Genomic DNA, 25,003 nt, shown 5'->3' on the forward strand with positions numbered 1-25,003 from the left:
GTTGCCTAAGTCGCATAGGTATATGAAAGTATTAGGAAGTGATTTTGTTGTCAGCAAAAAAGCAGACAAACACTAAAAAGAAAACCGCGCAAAAGCGCTCGGCTTCAAGAACAAAAGCGCCTGCCCAAAAGCAGCGCCGCGGACTTAGCCCCAGAATAAAATCCATTTTATACATAGCACTTGCAATCCTGTTTTTGGTGCTTATTTTCGTGCCGGGCAGTAATATCTGGACGATGATACGCTCGTTCTTCTTCGGCATTTTCGGCTTGGGAATGTTGCTTGTACCGCCGTTCTTTGTGTATTTGTGCGTGATAAACGAAAAAGAAAAGCAGGTAGCTCACTTCGGAGCAAAAATCGCTCTCTGCGTAATGATTTTCCTTATCGCAGGCGCGACATTTTTCTCCTTCAACTGGGGCAGATATCAAAATATGAACTACTTTTCCGCTCTCGGAAATCTCTACCTCGACGGCTACAATTCCGCAATATATATTCCGCTTTCCTGCGGACTTATCGGCGGAATTCTCGGCTACCCGGTAGCCGCTCTCTGCGGTCAGCCGGTAGCGATTATCCTTACAATCCTCTTGCTTGCGGTAATAATCTTTATTATTACTAACCTTTCCGTAAAGGACGTAGCAAAGGCGGCTACACGCGCTACGGAAAGAATTCGCCGCGCAAATGAAGAACGCGCAGCACGCCGCCGTGAGCGTATGGAGGAGGAGCAAAGGCTCGAGTACGGCGATAACTATTCTCAGCCAAAGGCCAAAAAGCTTCGCAGACAAAAGCAGCAGCCTGTTAATAACAGCGACATTGACGTGCCTATTTATATGGACGGCAAAAGGCAAAACGCAAGCCCTGCGCCGTCAAGCGATATCGACATTCCGCTTGATGACACAAAGCGCCGCCGTAAGCGCAAAAAGGACGTTGCCGTACCTAAAAACAACATAGATATAGACTACACCGAGCCCGACGAGCAGAACGCGGTTGACCTCGACAATTCCGAGGATTTAATCAATATCATAAAGCGTGCAAGCAAGCCGATGGGCGAGGAGGGCGAGACAACCGTTGAGGATATCGCAGGCGATATCACCGCCGAAAAGCGCGCGAACCGCGTTTCGCAGGGAGCAAAGCAGGCAGATCCCGAGACAGTACCGGTTGAGGTTGTCCGCAAAAAGAGAAAGCCTGCGGACGAGCAGTTTTCCGAGTTTGATAATATCGGCTATAATCCTGATAATTCCTTAGAAGAAATAAAGCCCGAAAAGGTATATCATTATCCGCCTATTCAGCTTCTGAAGCCGAACAACAGCAATAACGATAAATCCGCGATGGAGGAGCTTCAGCACAACTCCAAAAAGCTGATAGAAACCCTAAACAGCTTTGGCGTAAACGCGACAATTATCAACATCTGCCGCGGCCCGTCAGTTACGCGCTATGAGCTTCAGCCTGCTCCCGGCGTAAAAATCAGTAAAATCACAAACCTCTCCGACGATATCGCCCTAAACCTCGCGGCAAACGGCGTGCGTATAGAAGCACCTATCCCGGGCAAGGCTGCAGTCGGAATCGAGGTTCCGAATAAGGTTGTAAGTATGGTTTCAATGCGCGAGCTTATCGACTCCGACAAGTTCCGCAACTCCAAAAGCAAGCTGACCGCGGTTCTCGGCCGCGATATTTCCGGTGAGATTGTCGTGACCGACATCTCAAAAATGCCTCACTTGCTTATCGCAGGTACAACCGGTTCAGGTAAATCGGTCTGCGTAAACTCAATCCTTATCAGTATTCTTTACAAGTCCACACCGGACGAAGTAAAAATGCTCCTTATCGACCCGAAAATGGTTGAATTCTCAAAGTACAAGGGAATTCCTCACCTGCTTATCCCGATTGTCTCCGACGCTAAAAAAGCCGCCGCGGCACTCGGCTGGGCGGTAAATGAAATGCTCCAGAGATATAAAATTTTCTCCGAGTTTGATTGTAAGGAGATTGACTCTTACAACGCCCTTGTCGAGAAAAACCTTGAATATATCAAGAACAATCCGCCTGTCGAAAACGAGGATGGCGAGCTTGTTCAGCCCACTCTCGAGGTTAACGGTCTGCCCGTTGCCAAGGAGAAGATGAGCAGGGTAATAATCGCAATAGACGAGTTGGCAGACCTTATGATGGCGGCTCCCTCTGAGGTAGAGGACAGCATTTGCCGACTTGCACAGATGGCTCGTGCCGCAGGTATGCACCTGATTTTGGCAACCCAAAGGCCGACCGTTAACGTAATCACAGGTCTAATCAAAGCTAATGTCCCGAGCCGAATCGCGCTCAGGGTTAGTTCAAATATGGACAGCCGTACAATCCTCGACACCGGCGGAGCCGAAAAGCTTATCGGACGAGGCGATATGCTGTTCTCACCGGTAGGCGCTCCAAAGCCTATGCGTGTTCAGGGCTGTTACGCTTCGGACGAAGAAATCGACGGCGTAACCGGCTACATTAAAAAGAGCTCAAAGGCTGAGTATAACGCTGAGATTGAGGAGAGCATAAAGCGCATTGAGGTAGACCAAATCGCAACCGGCAAAAAGGCAGGTTCCTCCGACGACGGTGGCGAAAGTTCAGATTACGACGCTAAAATTGATGAAGCAATCCAGTGTGTAATCGAAGCAGGACAGGCTTCAACCTCGCTTGTACAGCGCAGACTAAAGGTCGGCTATGCCCGTGCAGGCAGAATTATTGACGAAATGGAACAACTCGGCGTGGTAGGCCCTCACCAGGGCTCAAAGCCGCGTGACGTGCTTATGACCTACAACGAATGGCTCGAACGCCGCAACGTCCTTCAAAACCACGGCTCAGAGGACGAATAATTTAACTACAATGTAGGGGCGGACCTATGTGTCCGCCCGAAAATTATTAGAAGTTCAGATAAAAACGAGGAAATGATTATGTCTAAAAATCCGCTAACCAAAGAAAACATACTTAACGTTCTTTCAATTATTTATGATAAAAGCAAATCAGGAATCCCACACGTAAGTCCACCTGTCGAAAAAGTTGCAGATGAATATTTAAAGAAATATCCTGATAAAGAAATAGCAGCAAAAAGAATGCTTAATATGCAGGTGGCGAAATGTACTACTTCCGGTTTTATCAACGGTTTTGGCGGCTTTATTGCCATGCCTGTAACAATTCCTGCAAATTTAAGCAGCGTTTTATATGTTCAGATGAGAATGATTGCCTGTGCTGCGTACATAGGTGGTTATGATTTAAATGATGATGAAGTTCAAACCTTTGTTTATGCTTGTTTAGCTGGAGTATCGGTTAATGAAATTGTAAAAAAATTTGGAGTACAACTTGGTGAAAAACTAGTATTACAAGGTGTAAAAAAAATACCCGGTAAGGTATTGACTAAAATAAATCAGCGCATTGGATTTAGATTAATTACAAAATTTGGAGAAAAAGGATTAATTAATATTGGTAAAATGATACCGGTTGTCGGTGCTGTAATTAACGGTGGTCTTGATTTAGCTGAAACAAAAATTATAGCCAATCGTGCTTATAAGATGTTTATACTTAATGATTATTCAGTTGGATCTGATATTCCGGTTGATGATGTTATTGACGTAGATGTTATTAGTGAAGATAAAAATGATGCTGTAGAGAATAACGAAGAAGAGAAAGAGTAAGTTTAACTTATTTTATATAAAGGCAGGTGAACTCAATGCCGTTTTTACCGATGAATAATGCAGAAGTCAAACAGCGCGGCTGGGACGGCGTTGATTTTGTTTACGTCTGCGGCGACAGCTACGTAGACCACCCTTCCTTCGGCGCGGCGATAATCACCAGAGTTTTAGAGGACTGCGGCTGTAAGGTCGCGTTCCTCGCTCAGCCGAATATAAAAAACGACAGCGACTTTACTCAGTTCGGCAAGCCGCGGCTCGGTTTTATGGTGTCGGCAGGTAATATCGACAGTATGGTCGCGCACTACACCGTAGCCAAGCGCAAAAGGCACGACGACGCTTACACCGCAGGCGGCAAAAACGGCAAACGCCCCGACCGCGCTCTGACGGTTTACTGCAATATAATCCGCCGTCTTTACCCCGACAGCCCGATTATAATCGGCGGCTTGGAGGCTTCTCTTCGCCGTTTTGCTCACTACGATTACTGGAGCAACAGCGTAATGCCGTCAATCCTATTCGATACAAAGGCGGACATCCTTGTCTACGGAATGGGCGAGCTCCAGACGATGGAAATCGCCAAACGCCTTGCCGACGGCTTCACAGTCGAAGCCCTGCAGGACATCCGCGGAATTTGCTACAAGGTCAAAACCGAGGACTACGTTCCCAAATCCGTAGTTGATTTGCCGAGCCTTGACCGTGTGAGGGAGAGTAAACGCGATTATGCCATAGCCGCCCGTAAAGAGCTTGATGAAGCCGACGCAGTACGCGGAAAAACTCTTATCCAGCGCCACGGAAAGTACATTCTCGTGCAAAATCCGCCAATGCCGCCGCTCAATACAAAACAACTCGATTACGTCTATTCTCTGCCGTATATGCGCACATATCCAAAGTGCTACGAAAAGCTCGGCGGAGTACCCGGAATAAAAGAGGTCGAGTTTTCAATCACCCACAATCGCGGCTGCTTCGGCGCGTGCAACTTCTGTTCACTTGCGTTTCATCAGGGCAGAGCCGTCACCGTAAGGAGCGAGCAAAGCGTAATTGATGAAGCAAAAAGCTTTTTGGACAACCCGAATTTCAAGGGCTATATAAGCGACGTGGGAGGGCCTACGGCGAATTTCCGCCTTCCGTCCTGTGAAAAGCAAAAAAAGCTCGGTCTCTGCAAAAACAGAAGGTGCCTTGCACCGACGCCCTGCCCGAATATGCAGGTGTCGCATACGGAATATCTCGATTTGCTCAGAAAACTGAGAAATCTCGACGGAATAAAAAAGGTCTTTATCCGCAGCGGAATTCGCTTTGACTACCTTATGGAGGATGAAAGCGACGAATTCTTAACCGAGCTCGTACGCCACCACATCAGCGGCCAGCTCCGCGTTGCACCTGAGCACTGCTCAGCTGCGGTGCTTGATAAAATGGGCAAGCCGCATATTGAGGTCTATAAAAAATTCTGCGATAAATTCTACGCGCTCAATTCCAAAGAAAAACGCGACCAGTACGTTGTGCCGTACCTTATGAGCTCGCACCCGGGCTCAACACTGAAAGACGCGGTAGAGCTTGCGCTTTTCTGCAAGGAGCAGAATATCCACCCAAAGCAGGTGCAGGATTTTTACCCCACGCCGGGTACAATCTCAACCGCAATGTTCTACACAGGGCTTGATCCGTACACCCTAAAAGAGGTATACGTGCCGAAAACCGAGGAAGAAAAGTCAATGCAGAGAGCACTCCTGCAATACTTTATCCCCGAGAACAAGCAAAAGGTTATAAAAGCCCTGATAAAAGCCGGCAGGCGTGACCTTATCGGCAGCGGCAAAAAGTGTCTTGTCACCCCGATGTCCGGTCAGACAAACGGCGGCTATAAAAAGCAGCAGAACAACGGAAAGCCCGTAAATAAGAAAAAGAAATTCGCAAGGTACAGCAGGAAGAAGTAATTGAAAGTTGATAATTAATAAAACCTCTTGACCTATTCGACAAAAAATATTATAATATTACAAGCGCGTATAATACGCTATTGTAATTTGAAAGGAACAATCACATGGGAGTATATGAAGAACTTGTCGCGAGAGGACTAATCGCGCAGGTAACAGATGAAGAAGAAATCAGAGAATTAGTCAACAGCGGAAAAGCTGTTTTCTATATCGGCTTTGACCCCACAGCGGATTCGCTGCACGTAGGCCATTTTATGGCTCTCTGCCTTATGAAAAGATTGCAGCTGGCAGGCAATAAGCCTATCGCGCTTGTTGGCGGCGGCACAGGTATGATCGGTGATCCGTCAGGCAGAACCGATATGCGCAAAATGCTCACCAAAGAGGACATCGAGCACAACTGCGAATGCTTTAAAAAGCAGATGAGCAAGTTTATCGACTTTTCCGACGGCAAGGCGCTTATGGTTAATAACGCCGACTGGCTGTTAAACCTCAATTATGTTGAGCTCCTCCGCGAGGTAGGCGCATGCTTCTCGGTTAACAATATGCTCAGAGCCGAGTGCTACAAGCAGAGAATGGAAAAGGGACTTAGCTTCCTCGAGTTCAACTATATGATTATGCAGTCCTACGACTTCTACGCTCTCTATCAAAAATACGGCTGTAATATGCAGTTCGGCGGCGACGACCAGTGGAGCAATATGCTCGGCGGTACAGAGCTTATCAGGCGTAAGCTCGGCAAGGACGCTTACGCTATGACCATCAACCTGCTCCTCAATTCCGAGGGTAAAAAGATGGGCAAAACCCAGTCGGGCGCGGTATGGCTCGACGCTGAAAAGACCAGCCCCTACGACTTCTACCAATACTGGAGAAACGTAGATGACGCCGACGTTATCAAGTGCCTTAAAATGCTCACCTTCCTGCCTCTCGACGAGATTGACGAGCTTGCAAAGCTTCAGGGCAGCGAGCTGAATAAGGCTAAGGAGATTTTGGCTCACGAACTTACAGAGCTTATCCACGGCAAGGAAGAAGCCGACAAGGCTCAGGAAGCTGCAAGAGCACTCTTCGGCAAGGGACAGAACACCGACAATATGCCTTCAACCGAGCTGACAAGCGACGACCTCACCGACGGCGAAATCGGAATTCTCGATTTGCTCTCAAAGTGCGGACTTATCCCGTCAAAGAAAGAGGGCAGACGCTTAATCGAGCAGGGCGGTATCACTCTTAACGACGAAAAGGTCAAGGACGTTTACAAAAAGCTTACCCCGGCAGACTTCGCCGATGGCTTCGCGGTAATCAAAAAGGGCAAAAAGGTATTCCGTAAGGCTATACTTAAATGATGATTAATTGTAGGGGCGACCATTGCACGCCCCTACAAAATGTTTTTCAAACCTTGGCAGGCAACTGCTTAAAAATTTATAAAAAAGAGAAAGAGGGAATTAACAATGAAAAAGTTTATGGCTGAATTCAAAGAATTCATCAGTCAGGGCAATGTAATGGATCTCGCAGTCGGCGTTATCATCGGCGCTGCTTTCGGCGCAATCGTAAAATCGCTTTGCGACGACGTTATTATGCCCTGCATCCAGCTCATCATCAGCAAAATTACAGGCGCTAAGACAATCGAAGAGATGACAGCGGTTCTCAACGTTGGCCCCATCGCATTCGGTAACTTCATCGCCGCAGTTCTCAACTTCCTTATCATGGCACTCATCATCTTCCTGATGGTTAAGGGTATCAACAAGCTCCGCAACCTCAAGAAGAAGGAAGAGGAAGCAGAGGAAGAGGCTACAACAAAGAAGTGCCCCTACTGCTGCACAGAAATCGACATCAACGCTACAAAGTGCCCGCACTGCACAAGCGACCTCAAGGAATAATTCGGTTTCATACATAAAAATCAAGCCTGTTACAAGCGTTCTGCTCTGTAACAGGCTTTTAGTTTTAAATTGTTATATCACCCAAAGCAACTGCCCCGCGCCGAGCCCGATAATCAAGCCGACAATAACATCTCTCATATAATGCGCGCCTGCCTGAACCCTTGATAAAATAATCAAAAACGCCGCGACAAGCATAATAATGCCAATCGGCACATTGACATACAAAAATGTCATGGCGATAACAACCGCGCTGACGGTGTGGCGGCTCGGCATACTGTTGCCCTCGGTTTTTTTGCCGAAAACCGACTCAATTCCGTATTTCTCATACGGACGCTGTTCGTTGATAACAAGCCTCATCATCGTCGCGACAATCAGCGTAAAAAGCGGAATAAGCACCAGCTTAAACCATTCCCAGCAAAAGCCCAAAATAAAGAACTCAACCACAAGCATTATCGGGTAGGCGACAAAAACGATGTTCGGCAGTATTTTATAGGTAAAAACCAGAACAGCGTGAGCTATTTTATTTTCCTTAAAAAACCTCACGGTTTTCTCATATAACTTCCTGTTCATCACAATTCCTCATTGCGCAACTACAAAATATCAGATACTATATTCTACCACACACATCAAACTATTTCAACCTTGTATTTTTTAAACCAGTAGTCAAGCTCAATAATATACGCCAAAATCTGCGGAGCCTTCATAAGCTGACCGTACCACGGCTCTTTAATGCTGTCGGGATTTTCAATAATGCTCTTTACCGCCTTCTTGTCAAGGAGTTCGGTGAGAGTATTTTTCTTTTTCAGAATAATATTAACCCTCTCGGCACATTTATTAAAGTAAACAGGGTTGTGCGTTTTTGGGTAAGGGCTCTTTTTGCGCCACGTAATCTCCTTCGGCAGAACATCCTCAAACGCCTTGCGCACAATGCCCTTTTCACGTCCGTTGTACGCCTTTAATTCCCACGGCATATTGTATGCATACTCGGCAAGGCGGTAGTCGCAAAACGGCACGCGAACCTCAAGACCGCTGTACATCGAGCACCTGTCCTTGCGCTCAAGCAGGCACTGCATAAACCAGTAAAAATTCAGGTAGAACATCTCGCGCATACGCCTGTCGGTGTTGCTGTCGCTTTTCAGCTTAGGCGCTGAGTTAATGGTGTCAAGGTAACGCTGACGCACATATTCCTCGCCGTTTTTCAGCACGCCGTCCTTAAGGATAAAACGCCTTATATCCTGACTTCGCGACCACGGAAAACAGTCCTCAAACAGAATATCGCGGTTGTGATACCACGGATATCCGCCGAAAAGCTCGTCGGCACATTCGCCTGAAAGCGCAACGGTGTAGTCCTTTTTAATCTCCCTGCAAAACAACAGCAGGGAGGAGTCAACATCAACATAACCCGGCAAATCACGCGCTTCAACGCTGTCGTAAAGCGCGTCGGCGAGCAGCTCGTTATCAAGAATAACCTCGTTGTGCTTGGTGTCGGCGTTTTTAACCATCATCTTGATGTACTCATAGTCGCGCGTGGGCTGAAACAGGCTCTTTTCAAAATACTTTTGATTGTCGCGGTACTCAACCGAGTAGGTGTGAACCTTGCCGAGCTTGTGCTCCTTTTGGTACATCGAGGCGGTCTTTACGATGATACTGCTGTCAAGTCCGCCCGACAAAAACATACACAGCGGAACGTCGCTGACAAGCTGGCGCTGTATCGCGTCGGTCAGCAAGTACCGCGTTTTCTCAATCGTCTGCTTTTCATTGTCGGTATGCTCCTTCGCTTCAATGCTAAAGTACGTTTTGCGCGTAAGCCTGTTGTTTTTGTAAACGGCACATTCGCCGGGGTTAAGCTCAAAAACCCCCTTGAACACGCCGTATGAAGGAGTTCTCGCGGGTCCTAAAAAGAAAATCTCATTAAGTCCCTGCTCGTCAATCTGCGGCTTAACAACGCCGCTTTTCAGCAGAGCCTTAATCTCAGAGCCGAACACCAAGCCGCCGTTATATTCGCTGTAAAACAGCGGCTTAACGCCGATTTTATCACGGCATAAAAATACACTCCTGTCGTCGGAGCGGAACACCGCAAAGGCAAAAATTCCGTTGAGCTTTTCAGGACATTTGTCGCCGTACTTGATGTAAGTTTTCAGCACAACCTCGGTGTCGCTGTGACCTCGAAAATGAAAGCCGTCAGCCCTCAGCTCCTCACGCAAATCGGGAGCGTTGTAAATCTCGCCATTGTACACAATCACATATGTAACGCCGTCAACACCTGCTGCCATAGGCTGTTTGCCGTTTTCAATGTCGATAACCGCCAGCCTGCGGTGAATCAGCGCCGTGTCGCCGTTGATGTAAAGTCCGTTTTCATCGGGACCTCGGCGTTCAAGCGTCTGCGACATAGCGTTCAGCGCCGTCGTCCTCATAGCCATATTTGAATCCTTTTCAATCCATCCCGCAATTCCGCACATAAAATTACCTCCTGATATTCTTAATGGAAAAGATAAAACAAAACATAACCGCGGTCAGCACTACGGCGGAGATTATACTTCCGCCGAAAAGCGCGCTGTTTTGCACCTCACCGCTCGAAAAAACCTCGGTTTCCGCAATAAAAACAAAGCTGAAAATCCAAGTCAGCAGAGCGGTTATAACCCCTTGAATAATTCTGATAAAGAAAAATAATATCTTATTAATCTTTATTCCGTCCAACGCGGAAAAAATCTGAAAATGCACGCAAATTCCGCCAAAGCCCACCGCAAACGCCGTCACCCAAAGCGGATATTCTCCTGCCGTAAGCTTCACAGCCGAGCATACCTCGGACAAGATTATCCAGATTTTCAGCAAGTTACCCGGAAGAATACCGTTCAAAATCCCCGTCGCCGCGGAAAAAATCAGCACTAAAGCGCAGATTTTACCCATACCCTCAGCCGCGGAATATGTGCTCTCAACAAGCGCGTTTGATAGCGGCATAGATTTAATGTATAATTCTCTATTAGAACTAAACTGTTTAACCTCACCGCAAAACAGCCTTAAAAACACACCTATTATAATTACCGAAATCACCTGAGCAAGCAGGATAATCATCCCGATATGCGCGTTGCCGTAAAGCGTACTGCCGACGTAATTAATCAAAAATCCCGGACCGGCGCAGACCGCAAACAGCGAAGCTCTTTTTGCTTCATCTTCACTGATCGCGCCTGAGCTTTTCAGCTCCGCAATCCCTTTCGCGCCTACAGGATACCCTCCGATAAGGCTGAGCAAAATCACAGGCGCAAGCGTTCCGCTCACCCCGAAGATTTTCCTTGTAATTCCCCCGAGCCGTCTGCCTAATAAATCGCAAATCCCGAGCTTCACTGTCAAAGCCGACAGCGCCATAAACGGAAACAAGGAAGGGATAAGCACCCTCAAACACATCTCAATTCCGTTAAGCGTGCCTTCCTTACAGCTCTGTGACGACAACGTAAGCGCCGCGGCGGCGGAAACAATCAAAATCGCCTTAAAAATTCCTCCGCCTCTGTCCAAAGCGTTTTTAAGATACATTTTATCACCGATAATATATATGCGCTTACCTGCATAAATATAATTGAACAATCTGTATGAGGTGAAAAATTTGAAAAACCAACAAAAAAATCCCCGTCCGCCAATGCTCGACGCAGGATTTCAACCGCTTATAGAAATGACAGGAAACCGCCAAATTTGCGTGGAAGGCTCAACGGGAATCCTGCTCTATGAGCCCGAAAACATAAAAATCAACACCACAGGCCCGATAATCTCTTTTTACGGCAGAGGGCTCAGCGTTCGGTGCATAACAGCCTCGTCAGTAGAGGTGTTCGGCTACGTCAATAAAGTCGAATTCATAAGCTGAGGTGCGCTATGCTGTTAAAATTTTTCAGATTTGCAAAGGGATATGTCACCTTCACCGCGAGCGGCAAATTCCCCGAAAGATTTTTAAATGCCGCTGCGGTAAACAAGCTTAATCTATGGGATGCGTACCCCTCAAAGGGCAAAATCACCGCAACTATGGCGGCTGCGGATTACAAACGTGCCCGTCATATCGCCCAACGCGCAGGCTTAAAACTCAAAATCACGAGCAAGCGCGGCGTTCCGTTTTTTGTAAAAAGACACTCCTCGCGGCTCGGACTGCCAATCGGCGCACTACTCGGCGCGGTTTTGCTTGTCGTATTGTCGCAGTTTATCTGGACGGTGGATATCACAGGTGCAAAAACCGTCAGCGACAACCGAATTCGCGAAGCCCTCGCTGATAACGGCGTATATCCCGGCGCTTTCAAGTGGACAATCGACGTGCTCGACTCCCAGCGCGCCGTGCAAATGGACATTGACGAGCTGTCGTGGGTGAGTATCAACAACCTCGGCTGTAAGTCCACCGCCGACGTCAGGGAAAAGGCAAAAAAATCTGACGAGCCGAAAAGTCAGTTTCCGTGCAACATCAAGGCTGACTGCGACGGCGTAATTACAAAAATCATCGCTGAAAACGGCTTCAGTGCGGTGGAGGAGGGGAGCGGAGTAAAGCAGGGCGACTTGCTTGTAAGCGGAGTTCTGCCGACGGGACAGGACGCAATCCGTTTTGTCAGGGCAGAGGCTGAGGTGTACGCAGATGTTAATTCTAAATTCGAATTAAAAATACCCAAGGAATACGATTATTATTCTGTAAACGAAAATAAAACTAATAGAAACAAACTGAATTTCCTTTGGCTCAGCATTCCCGCAAGCCTGAATTTTACAGCATACCCCCAGTCTGTAAGCTCTCAGAACCGTGTTAATCTTTCGGTAAACGGCAACGCCTTACCCCTCGGAATAACCACTCAAACAAGTTATGAGCTTCGCAATATCTCAGTAAAAGAAAACAGCGAAAAAGCACAGCAGGCCTTTGAAAAAACATTGCTTCTGTATGAAGTGTTCGAAAACCCCTCAGCCTCGGTCAAGAGCAGAGAAATCACCCTCACCGAGGATGAAACATCCTTTAACTTTACCTGCGATTACACCTTAAACCGAAATATCGCCCAAAGCGTAGAATTTGACGTGACAGAGCACTGATTTTATGATATAATAACCGTATAAATTCGGTTATTATACTGAATTTATATTGCCCGCCCGATTTGCCGCAAAGGCGGCAAGGGCGATGGCTGATTATAACATAATCCCGTTTGGATTATGTTATAATAAAATTTAAATAATCTTTATTAATCTTTCGAGGTGAGAGTATGAGGATTTTATGTATTGGCGACGTAGTAGGTTCGGTTGGCTGCGAATTTCTGCGCAATAACCTGCCTGCCTTCAAGCGCTTCAACTCTATAGATTTAGTGATTTGCAACGGAGAAAATTCCGCCGACGGAAACGGAATAACCCCTGTTTCCGCACAGCACCTGTTTGACAGCGGAGTGGACGCCATAACGCTCGGTAACCATTCGTTCAGGCGCAAGGAGGTCTACGACCTTCTTGACAGCTCGGAGTTTATTGCAAGGCCGTACAACTTTTCATCAAAAAGCGTTCCCGGCCACGGCGTAATCAACCTCGATATGGGCAGGCGAGTTGTCAGCATAGTCAACCTTATGGGCAATATCTACGTCGAAAACGGACTTCAAAACGCTTTTGAAGCCGCCGACGAAGCCTTAAAGCTTGCCGAAGGAAAGATAATTATTGTAGATTTCCACGCCGAAGCCACAAGTGAAAAACGCGCGATGGGTTATTACCTCGACGGCAGAGTATCGGCGCTTTTCGGCACTCATACCCACGTACAGACATCAGACGCGACGGTTCTTCCGAACGGCACGGGCTACATCACCGACGCCGGAATGACCGGCACAATCCACTCGGTTTTGGGCGTAAAAACCGACATAATCATCAACCGCCTCAAAACCGGACTTCCTGCGCGTTTTGACCTTGCAAAGGGCGACTGCAAGCTCGAAGGAGTGGTGTTTGAGGTCGACGACAGCTCCGCAAAGTGCATAAGTGCCGAAAGTATCAGGATAGAATAGTAAAAATTTTAACAATTATCTAATCTTTATCTATTGAAAAATTTGCAATAATCTATTATAATAGTAGTGTATGATGTTATGTCTTTTACAAAGATACACAAGAAGGATGTGCAGTTATGATAAACGGAGAGATTCTAAAAAACGCGATTATTTCTGGTGCGCACAATATCAACGCTCAGAAAAATCATATTAACGACCTCAATATTTTCCCTGTTCCCGACGGTGACACAGGAACAAATATGTCGATGACCGTTATGGCGGCGGCAAAAGCTCTTGAGGACTGCGACGCGGAAAACGCAGGCGAGGTTGCAAAAACCGCCGCTTCCGCAATGCTCAGAGGAGCACGCGGCAACTCTGGCGTTATCACCTCAATTCTTTTCAGAGGCTTTGCACAGGGCTTAAAGGACGTTGACGAGGTAAACGGCAAGAATATTGCCGCAGCTCTCGGAATCGGCGTAGACGCTGCGTACAAGGCAGTAACAAAGCCTGCCGAGGGTACAATCCTCACAGTAGCTCGTATGGCATACGAAGCAGGCGTTGAGGCTTCAAAAGAAAACTCCGACCCCGTATTTGTATGGGAAACAATCGTTGAAAAGGCAAACGAAGCTCTCGCAATCACTCCCGAACTCCTTCCGGTTCTCAAAAGAGCAGGCGTTGTAGACGCAGGCGGCAAGGGACTTTGCTCAATCTTTGAGGGTATGCTTTCATACATCAAGGACGGCGAAATGGTAGAGTACGTTGAAGATACAAACGAGCCCACAATCGAAACCTTCGAAAGCGCCGCGGCTGAGTTTGACGACGATATCGAATTTACTTACTGCACAGAGTTCATCGTCGGCAGAGATCCCGAGATTGAAACCGATCCCGAGGAGCTCCGCGACTTCTTAAAGGAAATCGGTGACTGCGTAGTTGTTGTAAACGATGAGGAAATCATCAAGGTTCACGTGCACACCGAAACCCCGGGCAACGCGCTTACAAAGGGACTTGAGTTTGGTCAGCTTCTCACCGTAAAGGTAGAGAATATGAAGGAGCAGCACAAGAACGCAAAGAAAAACTCCAAAAAGACCACCAAGAAAAAGTCAAAGAAGGACGCTCCCAAGGAGGAGTTCGTATTCGCAGAGCCCACCGAGGAATTCGGATTTGTGGCAGTTGCCGCAGGCGACGGTATGAAGGACCTCTTTACAGAGCTCGGCTGCACAAACGTAGTTTCCGGCGGTCAGAGTATGAACCCCAGCACAGACGATATCTTGGCGGCTGTTAACGCAACTCCGGCAAAGACCGTATTTGTGCTTCCCAATAACAAAAATATTATCCTCGCGGCTGAGCAGACCGTTCCGCTCGTTACCGACAGAACCGTTGTTATCGTTCCCACAAGGACGCTTCCGCAGGGTATGACTGCAATGCTCAACTTCGATCCCGAAATCTCGCCCGAGAGCAACGCGCAGCTTATGATGGACGCGGCTCACGGCGTGGGCACAGGTCTTGTAACCTTCGCGGCACGCAACAGCGAGTTCGACGGTAAAAAGATTAAAGAGGGCGACATCATCGCGCTAAAAAACGGCAAGCTCACCATTACAGAAAAGAGCGCTGTCAAGGCTGTTGTTAAGCTTGCAAAGAGCATGGTAACACGCGACACCTCGTTTATTACTCTGATTTACGGTGAGGACACAACCGAGGAAGATGCACAGAAGGCTTACGAGGAGCTTCAGGACAGGTTCGGCACACGCACCGACATCTCGCTCGTAAAGGGCGACCAGCCTGTTTACTACTTCATTCTCAGCGTAGAATAAGCAACGTGACGTTGCATCCAATCCGCCTTTTGCAAGGTTTAACTTAACGTCAAAGTGTCTGTAACGGCGGGTCTGGGCACTGCAACAGGAACGTACCAATTAAAAGTAAATATATAAATTCAATTGCGGTTAGCAACCTTCGCTGACCGCTTGTTTTTTAGAAAGAATTATGGCTTCACTATATAAAATGCCCCTATCCTCATTGTCAGGCATCGGGCCGAAGCGCGTTGAGCAGTTTAACAAGCTCGGCGTAAACTCGGTAGGTGAGCTAATCACCTTTTATCCGCGAGCCTATGAGGACTGGAGCAACGTTACTAAAATTGCGGATATCTCCCAAAGCGGCGTTTACTGTGTAAAGGCAATCCTAGCCGCGCCCATATCCGACCGCCGTGTCTCAGGCGGAATGATAATCTCCAAGGGCGCGGTTTACGACGACACGGGCTCTCTGCAATTAATCTTTTTCAATAACAGATACATCAGCTCAATGCTGACCTACGGAATAGAATATTTCTTTTACGGAAAAATAGAGTTCAACGATTACGGCGTACAGATGACTTCACCGACCTTTTCACAGATAGGCGAGGCAGGAATTCACCCGATTTACCGCCAAACCGCAGGGCTTAACGGCAAAACAATCGCAAACGCTGTCAGACAGTCGTTAAAGCTGTTGCCGCCCGTTGTGAACGATCCAATTCCTGAACAGGTGCGCAAGGCTTTTAATCTCTGGGGACTAAGAGAAGCGCTAAACGGAATTCACTTTCCGAAAAATTCTGAGGAGCTCGAAAACTCTCGAAAGCGCCTTGTCACCGAGGAGCTTGTGGTTTTAAACCTCGGAATGAAAAACCTGCGCAACCACAGCAGGGGAGTAAGCTCAGTAAAAATCGAGAATGACTATTCGGAAGAATTCGAAGATCACCTGCCGTTTACACTCACAAACGCGCAAAAACGAGCAATAGCCGACTGCGTTGATGATATTAAGGAAAAATCCGCGCCGATGAACCGCCTTGTTCAGGGCGACGTAGGCTCCGGTAAAACCGCCGTAGCTGCCTCGGTCTGCTATACCGTCATCAAAAACGGCTTTCAGGCGGCGTTTATGGCGCCTACCGAAATTTTGGCAAGACAGCATTTTGAAACCTTTAAAAAGCTTTTGCAGGATACAGGCATCAAGGTCGAGCTTTTGACAGGCGCGCTTAAGGAAAGCGAAAAAAAGCGCGTCAGGGCAGAGCTTCAAAGCGGAGAAATCGACCTGATAATCGGCACTCACGCGCTGATCACCGACAAAACCGAGTTTAACAACCTCGGCGTAGCCGTGACCGATGAACAGCACCGTTTCGGCGTAGCACAGCGCGCAAAGCTGCTGTCAAAGGGCAAAAATCCCCACCTGCTCGTAATGAGCGCAACGCCGATTCCGCGAACCTTGGGGCTTATAATCTTCGGTGACCTCGATATTTCTATTATCGACGAGCTGCCGCCGTCGCGTAAGCCCGTCAAAACCGTGCTCTTTAACACAAGTCAAAGACAGCGCGTTTTCGGCTTTATAAAAAAGGAAATTGCCGCAGGCAGACAGGCGTACATCGTCTGTCCTCTGGTAGAGGAAGGCGAGCTTGACGACGTCGTTTCAGCTGAGGAATACGCGGCTGAGCTTATGCTTAAGCAGTTTTCCGATATTCCCGTGGGCGTAGTCCACGGACAGATGAAGTCCGACGAAAAAGAGGCAGTAATGAGCAAATTTGCCTCGGGAGAGCTAAAGCTCCTCGTTGCCACAACGGTAATCGAAGTCGGCGTAGACGTGCCCAACGCCTCGGTTATGGTTATAGAAAACGCCGAGCGCTTCGGACTTTCCCAGCTTCACCAGCTCAGGGGACGTGTCGGAAGGGGAAGCACACAGTCCTATTGTGTGCTGATAAGCGACCACCATAACGAGCAGACAAAGCAAAGGCTTGAGGTTATGTGCTCGACCAACGACGGCTTCAAAATTGCCGACGAGGACTTGCGTATGCGCGGTCCGGGCGACTTTTTCGGCAGCAGACAGCACGGACTTCCGCAGCTCGCAATTGCCGATTTTGCCGATACAAAGAGCCTTGAGCTCTCTCAAAAAATTGTCGATTATATTTTGTTTACATACAAAGACCTCCGCTGTGACGAGCTCAAGCTGCTCAATGCGGAGATTAACCGCCTGTTTGACCGCGGCGGAAAAAACACGCTGAATTAGAAGGGAGAAAAAGTATGAAAAGAACAGTTGTAAAGCTGATTTCAGCCATGATGGCGCTGTGCGTAATCCTGCTGTCGTCAACCCTCGGAGCAGGCGCGATTTCTTTTTCAAACAACGTCGATGTAAAATCCAAGTCAGTCCTGATTGTAAGTATGGATTCAGGTCAGACAGTTTTTGAAAAAGATCCCGATTCCAAGCGCTATCCTGCGTCCACCACAAAGATTATGACCTATATTGTCGCGGTAGAGAATATCCCCAACTTTGAAAACACAAGGGTAGAGATTAAAAAGAGCATTATCGACCAGCTCCGCAACACCGGCAGCTCAATGGCAAACCTCGGTGAGCACGTTGGCGATAAGGTTAAGGTAATCGACCTGCTCTACAGTATGATGGTACCCTCGGGTAACGACGCCGCGCTAACCCTTGCCGATTATGTCGGCGGAGGCGACGTTGATAAATTCGTTCAGATGATGAACGACAAGGCGGCGGAGCTCGGCTGCGAGAATACTCACTTTAAGAACCCCGACGGTCTGCACGATCCCGACCACTACACCACCGCGCGCGATTTGTACAAAATTTCAAAATACGCGCTCACACTGCCTTATTTTGAGCAGATTTCAAATGCCACCGAGTACACCTGCGAGGGTGATGATTCTCCGCTTGTAACCACAAACTACCTCATTGACGAGGCTCGCGGCGGAGAGTATTATTACACCTACGCCAAAGGTATCAAGACAGGTACAACCGACGAAGCCGGCAGATGCCTTGTAACAACCGCGTCAGCCGACGGCCATTCATATATTGCGGTTCTTCTTGGTGCTCCGTATAAGGAGGGGGAGATGGAGGAGTATTACACCTTCACCGACGCCGCCGATTTGTTCCGCTGGGCGCTTGTAGACCTCGAAATGCAGACGATTAAAAGCGCTCAAACCCCTGTATGCGAGCAAAAGGTAAAGCTTGCGTGGGGAAGAGACTCGGTATCGCTCGTTCCCGAAAAGAACCTAAACGCTATCGTTCCCAAGGGCTATAAGCCGAGCAATATTGTTGTCGAAACCGACACACCCGAGGAAGCAAGGGCTCCTCTCTACACCGACAAGCCCGTCGGTACTGCGTCCGTATATTACGTTGAGGAGGGCAAGGAAAAACAGCTCATCGCAACGGTAAACCTTGTTCCGATTGAACAAATTGATAAGAGTGGGATTCTGGAGGTGCTCGATGTCGCAGGTACGATATTCAAATCCTATTGGTTTCTCGTTATCATCGGAATTATCGTCATCCTTCTGATTATTTACTTCATCTCGTCAAGGGTACACCGCGCCCGCAAAAAGAAAAACCGCAGGGTTAAGCGCTACCGCAATCTCTGATTCCCTTTGTTTTTGCGCAAAACCGCGCATATATTGTAACCATATTGTAAATAAAATGTTGTTGTATTTTTCTTTATATATGTGTTATAATTGTTTTAAGGAATAATAGAGGTGTTGTTTATGAAGTGTCCGTATTGCAGCTATGAGGAAAGCAAGGTTATAGATTCACGCTCCGCAGACGACGGAGAGAGAATCCGCCGCCGCAGAGAATGTCTTAACTGCGGCAAGCGTTTTACAACTCACGAGGTTATCGAAACCGTGCCCATCATTGTTGTTAAGCGCGACAAATCGCGCGAGGTTTTCGACCGCAACAAGCTGACCGCAGGTATTCTCAGAGCCTGCGAAAAACGCCCTGTTTCTCTAACTCAGATTGAGGAAATGGTAGATAATATCGAGGCCAAAATTCAAAGCAGCCTTGACCGTGAGATTACCACAATGCAAATCGGCGAGCTGGCTATGGAGGAAATAAAAAAGGTTGACGAGGTTTCCTACGTCCGTTTTGCCTCGGTTTACCGCCAGTTTAAAGATATTAACACCTTTATGGAAGAGCTCAACAAGCTCCTTACAGAGAAAAAATAACATTTTTATTAAACAGTCATCCTATACAGAACGCCGCAGTTTTCTGCGGCGTTTACGCTTTTAAAACAAAACTGCCGTCTGCACCTCGCAAACGGCAGTTTTTATATACTATGCATATTTCTTTGCCTCGGCAACAGCCAGTCTGTCGCACCTTTCGTTTTCGGGATGTCCGGCGTGACCTTTAACCCAGTTAATTTCGAGCGTGTGAATCTCGCACAGCTTTAGCAGCTTTTCCCATAATTCAGGGTTAAGCGCAGGCTCTTTTTTATTGCGCATCCAGCCGTTAGCCTGCCATTTTTTAGCCCAGCCCAGCTTAAGCGCGTTGCAAACATACTGCGAATCGCTGTAAAGCTCAACCTCGCACGGCTCTTTAAGCGCCTCAAGACCTTTGATAACCGCGGTAAGCTCCATACGGTTGTTGGTCGTAACTTTTTCTCCGCCCGAAAGCTCCTTTTCAACTCCGTTATATCTCAAAATCGTGCCCCAGCCACCCGGACCGGGATTTCCGCTGCAAGCGCCGTCGGTAAATATTTGTACTCTTTTCAAAACCGAAACTCCTTTTTCTCATTGTCTAACCTATATTTTGCCACAAATGGGGGATAATAACAATAGTATTTCCTGAATTTCCCAAAAATTTTTTAAGATAGACATTTATAATTCTTTTATCATATTGACATTGAGGCTTGTTTTAAGTTAAAATAAAATGAATATGTATGCTTGGGGTATTCTACCCATTTATTAAAATTATATATAAATCCCTCGTCTTGGGATTAAAATAAATGAACGGAAAATATATAGAAATACGGAGGTAATTTTGTGAGTTCAACCGGAAAAAACAAGAATTTTAAGCTAAAGCAAAATCGGAACTCAAAAAACGTAAAATCAAGATCGGACAACACAAGGCAGAGTTATAATAAAATCACCCGTAAAAAGGGCAAACCGAGCCAGCCTAAGCAGGTCAATAAACCCTCGGTAAAAATCTCGTTTTTGGGCGGACTTAATGAGATTGGAAAGAACATCACCCTAATCGAGTGCGAAAACGACATCATCATCGTCGACTGCGGAATGGCGTTTCCCGACGGCGATATGCTCGGCGTAGACCTTGTAATCCCTGATTTTACCTATATTGAGCAAAACGTAGACAAGGTAAAGGGAATAGTCCTCACCCACGGACACGAGGACCACATCGGCGGACTGCCGTTCCTTCTCTCAAGGGTAGACGTTCCCATTTACGGCACACCCTTAACCCTCGGACTTCTCGGCAATAAGCTCAGAGAGCACAGCCTCTTTAACAAAACAAGGCTCAACGAGGTTAACGCAGGCGAGACAATCAGGCTCGGTTGTATGAAAATTAAATTTATCCACGTCAATCACTCAATTCCCGACTCGGTTGCGTTTGCAATCGAAACCCCGGGCGGAACCATCGTCCACACAGGCGACTTCAAAATCGACTGTACGCCGATTTCAGGCGATATGATTGACCTTTCAAGCTTCGCGCGCGTTGGCGACGACGGAGTTTTGGCGCTCCTTGCAGAGAGTACAAACGCCGAACGCCCCGGCTATACGCCGACCGAAATGCTCGTTTCCGAAAGCCTTGACAACCTTTTCAAAAAGGCTGAAAACTACAGAATAATCATTGCGACCTTCGCTTCAAACGTCAACAGGGTTCAGCAGATTATCAACTGCGCCGACAAATACGGCAGAAAAGTCGCGTTCTCGGGCAGAAGTATGGTCAACTATATGGACGTTGCGCAAAAGCTCGGCTATCTGACCGTACCCAAGAATAACCTCATTGACATTGATATGCTCGACAAATACCCGGCTAATCAGATTGTGCTCGTTACAACCGGCAGTCAGGGCGAACCGATGAGCGCGCTGTCGCGTATGGCGTACTCCGACCACCGCAAGGTAATGGTGGGCGAGGGCGACTTCATCATCATCTCGGCAAATCCGATTCCCGGCAACGAAAAGACCGTCGGCAACGTAGTAGATGAGCTCTTAAAGCGTGGATGTAAGGTAATTTACGAGAGTATGTACGACGTCCACGTATCAGGCCACGCCTGTCAGGAGGAGCTTAAAATCATCCACAGGCTCGTCAGACCTAAGTACTTTATCCCCGTGCACGGCGAGCAAAAGCACCTTCGCAAGCACGCGGAGCTTGCCGAGTTCCTTGGAATGGACAAGAAAAATATCTTTATTCCCGATGTCGGCACAACCGTTGAGGTAAACGAAAAATATATGAAGGAAGCGCCGTCAGTACCCGCGGGCAAGGTATTTGTCGATGGTCTCGGCGTAGGCGACGTCGGAAGCATCGTTCTGCGCGACCGTAAGCATTTGGGACAGGACGGACTGATTATCATAGTAGCCTCTCTCGACGTTTACGACGGCCACGTTATCAGCGGACCGGACATCGTATCACGCGGATTTGTTTATGTGCGCGAGAGCGAGGGACTGCTTGACGAAGTCAAAAAGCTCGCGCTTGATATTCTCGAGGATTGCGCCGAGAAGAATATCCACGAGTGGGGTATAATTAAAAACAGAATTAAAGACGAAATTTCCAAGCTGATTGCGCAGAGAACACGACGCGCTCCTATGATTCTCCCGATTCTCCAGGAGGTATAATCAGCAAATAAGAGGTATTTAATGAAAAGAAGACTTTGGACGCTTGCTCCGTGGTTTATAATATTCAGCGTAGTGATGTTCGCAATGGCGACCTTCACCTTCCAATACAGCAGAGCTCTGTGTTATATTGAGTCCGGAATTGCAACCGTGTCGGCAGTGCTCGTAGCAGCGTTTTCATTTTGGTTTCGCGGATATATCCGCAATATGGTAAAAAACACCGCAAACCACATCAGCGGCTTTGACGCGGATTATCTTGACAGATACAAATATCCCGTAGTCGCAGTGGGCGAAAAGGGCGATATTTTCTGGTGCAATTCGCGTTTTAGAAGAGTTCTCGGAAGCCGAAGCCCCGAGGGAGAGAGCATTAACTCTTACCTTTCGGGCAAGGACGTTTTCAGTATTGTCGATTCCGACGGCACGGACGTCGCGATTAACGGCAAGGAATTCACCGTATACGCGCTTTGGGCAGGCGACAGCGTAATCTGCCATTTTATCGAGAACACCTACTACAAGGCGGTTCTCAGGGAATACAACGCTTCGTTGCCCTGCGTTGCGCTTATCACCTTTGATAACGCCGACGACTTTGTAACAAGCTCAGAGGAATTTTATTCCACCGTTGCTATTTCCGTTGAGGCTAATCTTCAGGGCTGGGCAGGCGACTACAACGCCATGTACAAAAAAATCAGCAACAACCGCTATATGATTATCTTCCGCGATACTGATGTCGATAAAATGATATCGCAGCGTTTCCCGATTCTCAAAAACATCCGCTCAATCGGCACGGCGCGTCACATCCCGACAATCTCCGTTGGCTTGGCACGCGGCTGTAAAACCGTGCACGACAGCGAAATCGCCGCCCGTAAGGCGCTCGAAATGTCGCTCGGCAGAGGCGGAGACCAGGTTGCGATTATCAAGGACAACGCCTATGAGTTCTTCGGCGGCACTGCCACAACAACCGAAAAGGTAAGCAAGGTTCGAATGAGGGTAATCGCCAACGCAATCAGCCGCGCGGTTGCCGATTCCGATAAGGTTTACATAATGGGACACCGCTTTTCCGACCTCGACTGTATCGGCGCAGGTATCGGATTGCAGTGCATAATGGAAAAGAGCTTTAAAAAGTACAGCAAGGTTGTCGTCAACGAGGAAACCTCAATGGCGCGTCAGCTTATTGACTACGCCCGCGAAAAGCTCGAAAGCGAAGTGTTCATCACTCCTTCGGAAGCGATAAAGGGCGTAACCGCCAGAACTCTGCTGATTATCGTGGACACGCACATCAAAACCTCGCTCGAAAGCGCTGAGCTTTACGAAAAGTGCAAAAAGGTAGTTTTGATTGACCACCACCGCAGAGCGGTTAATTATATCGACAATTCGCTTGTATTCTGTCACGAGCCCTCGGCGTCGTCCGCGAGTGAAATGTGCAGTGAGATTATCAGCTATTTCGACGACAAGCCGCTCGGCTATATTCAGGCTGACGCTCTGCTCTCGGGAATTATGCTCGACACCAAAAACTTCGTGCTCAAAACAGGCGTAAGAACCTTCGAGGCTGCGGCGTATCTAAGGCGCAAGGGCGCAAACACCCTAACCGTTAAGGAGATGTTCTCAGGAAGCATCGACACCTACCGCGAGAAGGTCGATTTTGTTGTAAACAGCGAGGTTTTCCGCGGCTGCGCTATCTCCGGTATGGAAAAACAAGCTAAGGATATCCGTATCGCGGCGGCTCAGGCGGCTGACGAAATGCTCACATTACAGGGAATTGTAGCCTCATTTGTGCTGTTCAAAGCCGAAAACAAGCTCAATATTTCCGCGCGAAGCTACGGAAGATTAAACGTTCAGCTCGTTATGGAAAAGCTCGGCGGCGGCGGACACCAGACAATGGCGGCAACTCAGCTCGTCAATACTCCGCTCGAATCCGCGGTTGAACAGCTAAAGCTTGCAATAGCCGAGGTAATTGACAACAGCGAGGAATAATTTAATTTAATTACATTTTGTTATATGCTTTGTTTAGAATTTTTTGTAGGGTACGGTCTTGACCGTACCGAAAGCAAAAACCCAAATATTTTTGTTTAACCATCGGGTCGATCAGCTTTGCATGGGTGTTGTTACCCAAATCAACGATTTGGACAACACCTCAAAGACCGACCCCTACAGAATGGTTTATATATTTTCAGGGTAATCAAAGAAAGGAAAATAATTATGAAGGTAATTTTATTACAGGACGTTAAGTCGCTCGGCAAAAAAGGCGAGCTCGTAGAGGTTTCCGAGGGATACGGAAGAAATTTTCTTCTCCCCAGAAACATCGCGAAAGAGGCTAACGCCCAGGCAATGAACGAATATAAAAACGCGGAAAACTCAAAGAAGTACAAAATCGATACCGCAAAGGCACAGGCTGAGTCCTATAAAAAGCAGCTTGAGGGCAAGACCTTCAAAATGACTGCAAAGGCAGGCAAGGGCGGCAAGCTTTTCGGAAGTATCACCGCAAAGCAGGTTGCCGAGGAAATCAAAAAGCAGTACAACATCTCCGTTGACAAGCGCAAGGTTGTTTTGGAGCGCGACATCAAGGAGTTTGGTACATACAAGGCGGAGGTTAAGCTCTACACAGGCATCTCCGCACAGATTGATATTCAGGTATCGGAAGCTTAAGATAATTGATAATGGAAAATGGATAATGGATAATTGAGGGTCGCTCCGCTCCGATTTAAAATATTTAAAGCCTCCACCGTCACTTGTTACGGGGGAGGTGACAGACGTTTCCGATACCGCCAACCTACCCTTTACAATAGTAGGGGCGGACCCGTGTGTCCGCCCGGGGAACGTGAACCGTGTTTACCGGACAATCTGATTTTATCGCGATAAATGAACGTATAATTCAGCACACAAAACGTTTATATATATCAAATGATATGTTCCTGTCCTGCGGGCGGACACACGGGTCCGCCCCTACGGTGTAAATCATATGTTTTTCGTGTTTTTATAACGTGGCTAAATGCACCATATTAATTCAGTCGGGAACAAAAC

At 47.6% G+C, this 25,003-nt stretch carries 19 protein-coding genes; 15 read left to right on the top strand and 4 right to left on the bottom strand.

The genetic code is table 11. The features are described from left to right. Window positions 1-47: 47 nt before the first annotated feature. The 5 genes from AB1I50_RS00085 (at window position 48) to mscL (ending at window position 7,437) form a co-directional block, all read left to right on the top strand. Complete coding sequence (locus AB1I50_RS00085) at window positions 48-2,837, top strand: DNA translocase FtsK (protein ID WP_407724192.1); 2,790 nt, start codon at window positions 48-50, stop codon at window positions 2,835-2,837. A 78-nt stretch (window positions 2,838-2,915) separates the two neighbouring features. Then, on the top strand, window positions 2,916-3,653 hold the full coding sequence (locus AB1I50_RS00090) for an EcsC family protein (protein WP_407724193.1): 738 nt from the start codon (window positions 2,916-2,918) through the stop codon (window positions 3,651-3,653). A 35-nt stretch (window positions 3,654-3,688) separates the two neighbouring features. Beyond that, a complete protein-coding gene (locus tag AB1I50_RS00095; RefSeq protein WP_407724194.1) occupies window positions 3,689-5,572 on the top strand; it encodes a YgiQ family radical SAM protein in 1,884 nt (627 codons plus the stop codon). 104 nt (window positions 5,573-5,676) lie between these two features. Further along, the gene (gene tyrS, locus AB1I50_RS00100) at window positions 5,677-6,903 is read left to right on the top strand and encodes a tyrosine--tRNA ligase (RefSeq protein ID WP_407724195.1); all 1,227 of its coding nucleotides are present in this window, start codon (window positions 5,677-5,679) and stop codon (window positions 6,901-6,903) included. 105 nt (window positions 6,904-7,008) lie between these two features. Next, window positions 7,009-7,437: a large conductance mechanosensitive channel protein MscL gene (gene mscL / locus AB1I50_RS00105; RefSeq protein WP_407724196.1), complete on the top strand. Its 429-nt coding sequence runs from the start codon at window positions 7,009-7,011 to the stop codon at window positions 7,435-7,437. A 72-nt stretch (window positions 7,438-7,509) separates the two neighbouring features. Here mscL and AB1I50_RS00110 read toward each other — a convergent pair whose 3' ends face one another. The 3 genes from AB1I50_RS00110 to AB1I50_RS00120 are packed head-to-tail and all read right to left on the bottom strand — an operon-like array spanning window position 7,510 to window position 10,965. Then, the gene (locus AB1I50_RS00110; RefSeq protein ID WP_407724197.1) at window positions 7,510-8,007 is read right to left on the bottom strand and encodes a phosphatase PAP2 family protein; all 498 of its coding nucleotides are present in this window, start codon (window positions 8,005-8,007) and stop codon (window positions 7,510-7,512) included. 56 nt (window positions 8,008-8,063) lie between these two features. Next, entirely contained in the window at window positions 8,064-9,896 is a 1,833-nt protein-coding gene (asnB, locus tag AB1I50_RS00115; protein WP_407724198.1) for an asparagine synthase (glutamine-hydrolyzing), read from the bottom strand. 4 nt (window positions 9,897-9,900) lie between these two features. Further along, window positions 9,901-10,965 carry a hypothetical protein gene (locus tag AB1I50_RS00120; RefSeq protein ID WP_407724199.1) on the bottom strand — a complete coding sequence of 355 codons (1,065 nt, stop codon included), beginning with the start codon at window positions 10,963-10,965 and terminating at the stop codon, window positions 9,901-9,903. Between the two features lie 70 nt (window positions 10,966-11,035). On the opposite strand from AB1I50_RS00120, the gene AB1I50_RS00125 reads away from it, so the two are divergent. From AB1I50_RS00125 to nrdR, 7 genes are all read left to right on the top strand, one after another. Further along, window positions 11,036-11,290 carry a YabP/YqfC family sporulation protein gene (locus AB1I50_RS00125; RefSeq protein ID WP_407724200.1) on the top strand — a complete coding sequence of 85 codons (255 nt, stop codon included), beginning with the start codon at window positions 11,036-11,038 and terminating at the stop codon, window positions 11,288-11,290. Window positions 11,291-11,298: 8 nt separating this feature from the next. Continuing rightward, window positions 11,299-12,480 (top strand): sporulation protein YqfD, encoded by a 1,182-nt coding sequence (locus AB1I50_RS00130; RefSeq protein WP_407724201.1) that lies wholly within the window; start codon window positions 11,299-11,301, stop codon window positions 12,478-12,480. Window positions 12,481-12,647: 167 nt separating this feature from the next. Beyond that, the gene (locus tag AB1I50_RS00135) at window positions 12,648-13,421 is read left to right on the top strand and encodes a TIGR00282 family metallophosphoesterase (RefSeq protein ID WP_407724202.1); all 774 of its coding nucleotides are present in this window, start codon (window positions 12,648-12,650) and stop codon (window positions 13,419-13,421) included. 116 nt (window positions 13,422-13,537) lie between these two features. Further along, the gene (locus tag AB1I50_RS00140) at window positions 13,538-15,211 is read left to right on the top strand and encodes a DAK2 domain-containing protein (protein WP_407724203.1); all 1,674 of its coding nucleotides are present in this window, start codon (window positions 13,538-13,540) and stop codon (window positions 15,209-15,211) included. A 169-nt stretch (window positions 15,212-15,380) separates the two neighbouring features. Continuing rightward, window positions 15,381-17,423 carry an ATP-dependent DNA helicase RecG gene (gene recG, locus AB1I50_RS00145; protein WP_407724204.1) on the top strand — a complete coding sequence of 681 codons (2,043 nt, stop codon included), beginning with the start codon at window positions 15,381-15,383 and terminating at the stop codon, window positions 17,421-17,423. A 14-nt stretch (window positions 17,424-17,437) separates the two neighbouring features. Next, entirely contained in the window at window positions 17,438-18,787 is a 1,350-nt protein-coding gene (locus AB1I50_RS00150; protein WP_407724205.1) for a D-alanyl-D-alanine carboxypeptidase family protein, read from the top strand. A gap of 120 nt (window positions 18,788-18,907) precedes the next feature. After that, window positions 18,908-19,366 carry a transcriptional regulator NrdR gene (gene nrdR / locus AB1I50_RS00155; RefSeq protein ID WP_407724206.1) on the top strand — a complete coding sequence of 153 codons (459 nt, stop codon included), beginning with the start codon at window positions 18,908-18,910 and terminating at the stop codon, window positions 19,364-19,366. 108 nt (window positions 19,367-19,474) lie between these two features. On the opposite strand, the gene rnhA is transcribed toward nrdR, so the two are convergent. Beyond that, window positions 19,475-19,912 (bottom strand): ribonuclease HI, encoded by a 438-nt coding sequence (rnhA, locus tag AB1I50_RS00160; RefSeq protein WP_407724207.1) that lies wholly within the window; start codon window positions 19,910-19,912, stop codon window positions 19,475-19,477. A 270-nt stretch (window positions 19,913-20,182) separates the two neighbouring features. Here rnhA and AB1I50_RS00165 point away from each other — a divergent pair, with 270 nt between their 5' ends. From AB1I50_RS00165 to rplI, 3 genes are all read left to right on the top strand, one after another. Then, window positions 20,183-21,988 (top strand): ribonuclease J, encoded by a 1,806-nt coding sequence (locus AB1I50_RS00165; protein WP_407724208.1) that lies wholly within the window; start codon window positions 20,183-20,185, stop codon window positions 21,986-21,988. Between the two features lie 21 nt (window positions 21,989-22,009). Further along, window positions 22,010-23,956 carry a GGDEF domain-containing protein gene (locus tag AB1I50_RS00170; RefSeq protein ID WP_407724209.1) on the top strand — a complete coding sequence of 649 codons (1,947 nt, stop codon included), beginning with the start codon at window positions 22,010-22,012 and terminating at the stop codon, window positions 23,954-23,956. A gap of 225 nt (window positions 23,957-24,181) precedes the next feature. After that, the gene (gene rplI / locus AB1I50_RS00175) at window positions 24,182-24,628 is read left to right on the top strand and encodes a 50S ribosomal protein L9 (RefSeq protein ID WP_407724210.1); all 447 of its coding nucleotides are present in this window, start codon (window positions 24,182-24,184) and stop codon (window positions 24,626-24,628) included. Window positions 24,629-25,003 lie beyond the last annotated feature (375 nt).

The organism is Ruminococcus sp. NATIVEDY161 (assembly GCF_045819895.1).
Classification (GTDB): Bacteria; Bacillota; Clostridia; order Oscillospirales; family Acutalibacteraceae; genus Ruminococcoides.

Excerpts from the sequence above, each read along its gene's own strand:
- AB1I50_RS00090 (WP_407724193.1), top strand. The coding sequence starts at position 2,916 with ATGTCTAAAAATCCGCTAACCAAAGAAAACATACTTAACGTTCTTTCA.
- AB1I50_RS00095 (WP_407724194.1), top strand. The coding sequence starts at position 3,689 with ATGCCGTTTTTACCGATGAATAATGCAGAAGTCAAACAGCGCGGCTGG.
- tyrS (WP_407724195.1), top strand. The coding sequence starts at position 5,677 with ATGGGAGTATATGAAGAACTTGTCGCGAGAGGACTAATCGCGCAGGTA.
- mscL (WP_407724196.1), top strand. The coding sequence starts at position 7,009 with ATGAAAAAGTTTATGGCTGAATTCAAAGAATTCATCAGTCAGGGCAAT.
- AB1I50_RS00110 (WP_407724197.1), bottom strand. The coding sequence starts at position 8,007 with ATGAACAGGAAGTTATATGAGAAAACCGTGAGGTTTTTTAAGGAAAAT.
- asnB (WP_407724198.1), bottom strand. The coding sequence starts at position 9,896 with ATGTGCGGAATTGCGGGATGGATTGAAAAGGATTCAAATATGGCTATG.
- AB1I50_RS00120 (WP_407724199.1), bottom strand. The coding sequence starts at position 10,965 with ATGTATCTTAAAAACGCTTTGGACAGAGGCGGAGGAATTTTTAAGGCG.
- AB1I50_RS00130 (WP_407724201.1), top strand. The coding sequence starts at position 11,299 with ATGCTGTTAAAATTTTTCAGATTTGCAAAGGGATATGTCACCTTCACC.
- AB1I50_RS00135 (WP_407724202.1), top strand. The coding sequence starts at position 12,648 with ATGAGGATTTTATGTATTGGCGACGTAGTAGGTTCGGTTGGCTGCGAA.
- AB1I50_RS00140 (WP_407724203.1), top strand. The coding sequence starts at position 13,538 with ATGATAAACGGAGAGATTCTAAAAAACGCGATTATTTCTGGTGCGCAC.
- recG (WP_407724204.1), top strand. The coding sequence starts at position 15,381 with ATGGCTTCACTATATAAAATGCCCCTATCCTCATTGTCAGGCATCGGG.
- AB1I50_RS00150 (WP_407724205.1), top strand. The coding sequence starts at position 17,438 with ATGAAAAGAACAGTTGTAAAGCTGATTTCAGCCATGATGGCGCTGTGC.
- nrdR (WP_407724206.1), top strand. The coding sequence starts at position 18,908 with ATGAAGTGTCCGTATTGCAGCTATGAGGAAAGCAAGGTTATAGATTCA.
- AB1I50_RS00170 (WP_407724209.1), top strand. The coding sequence starts at position 22,010 with ATGAAAAGAAGACTTTGGACGCTTGCTCCGTGGTTTATAATATTCAGC.
- rplI (WP_407724210.1), top strand. The coding sequence starts at position 24,182 with ATGAAGGTAATTTTATTACAGGACGTTAAGTCGCTCGGCAAAAAAGGC.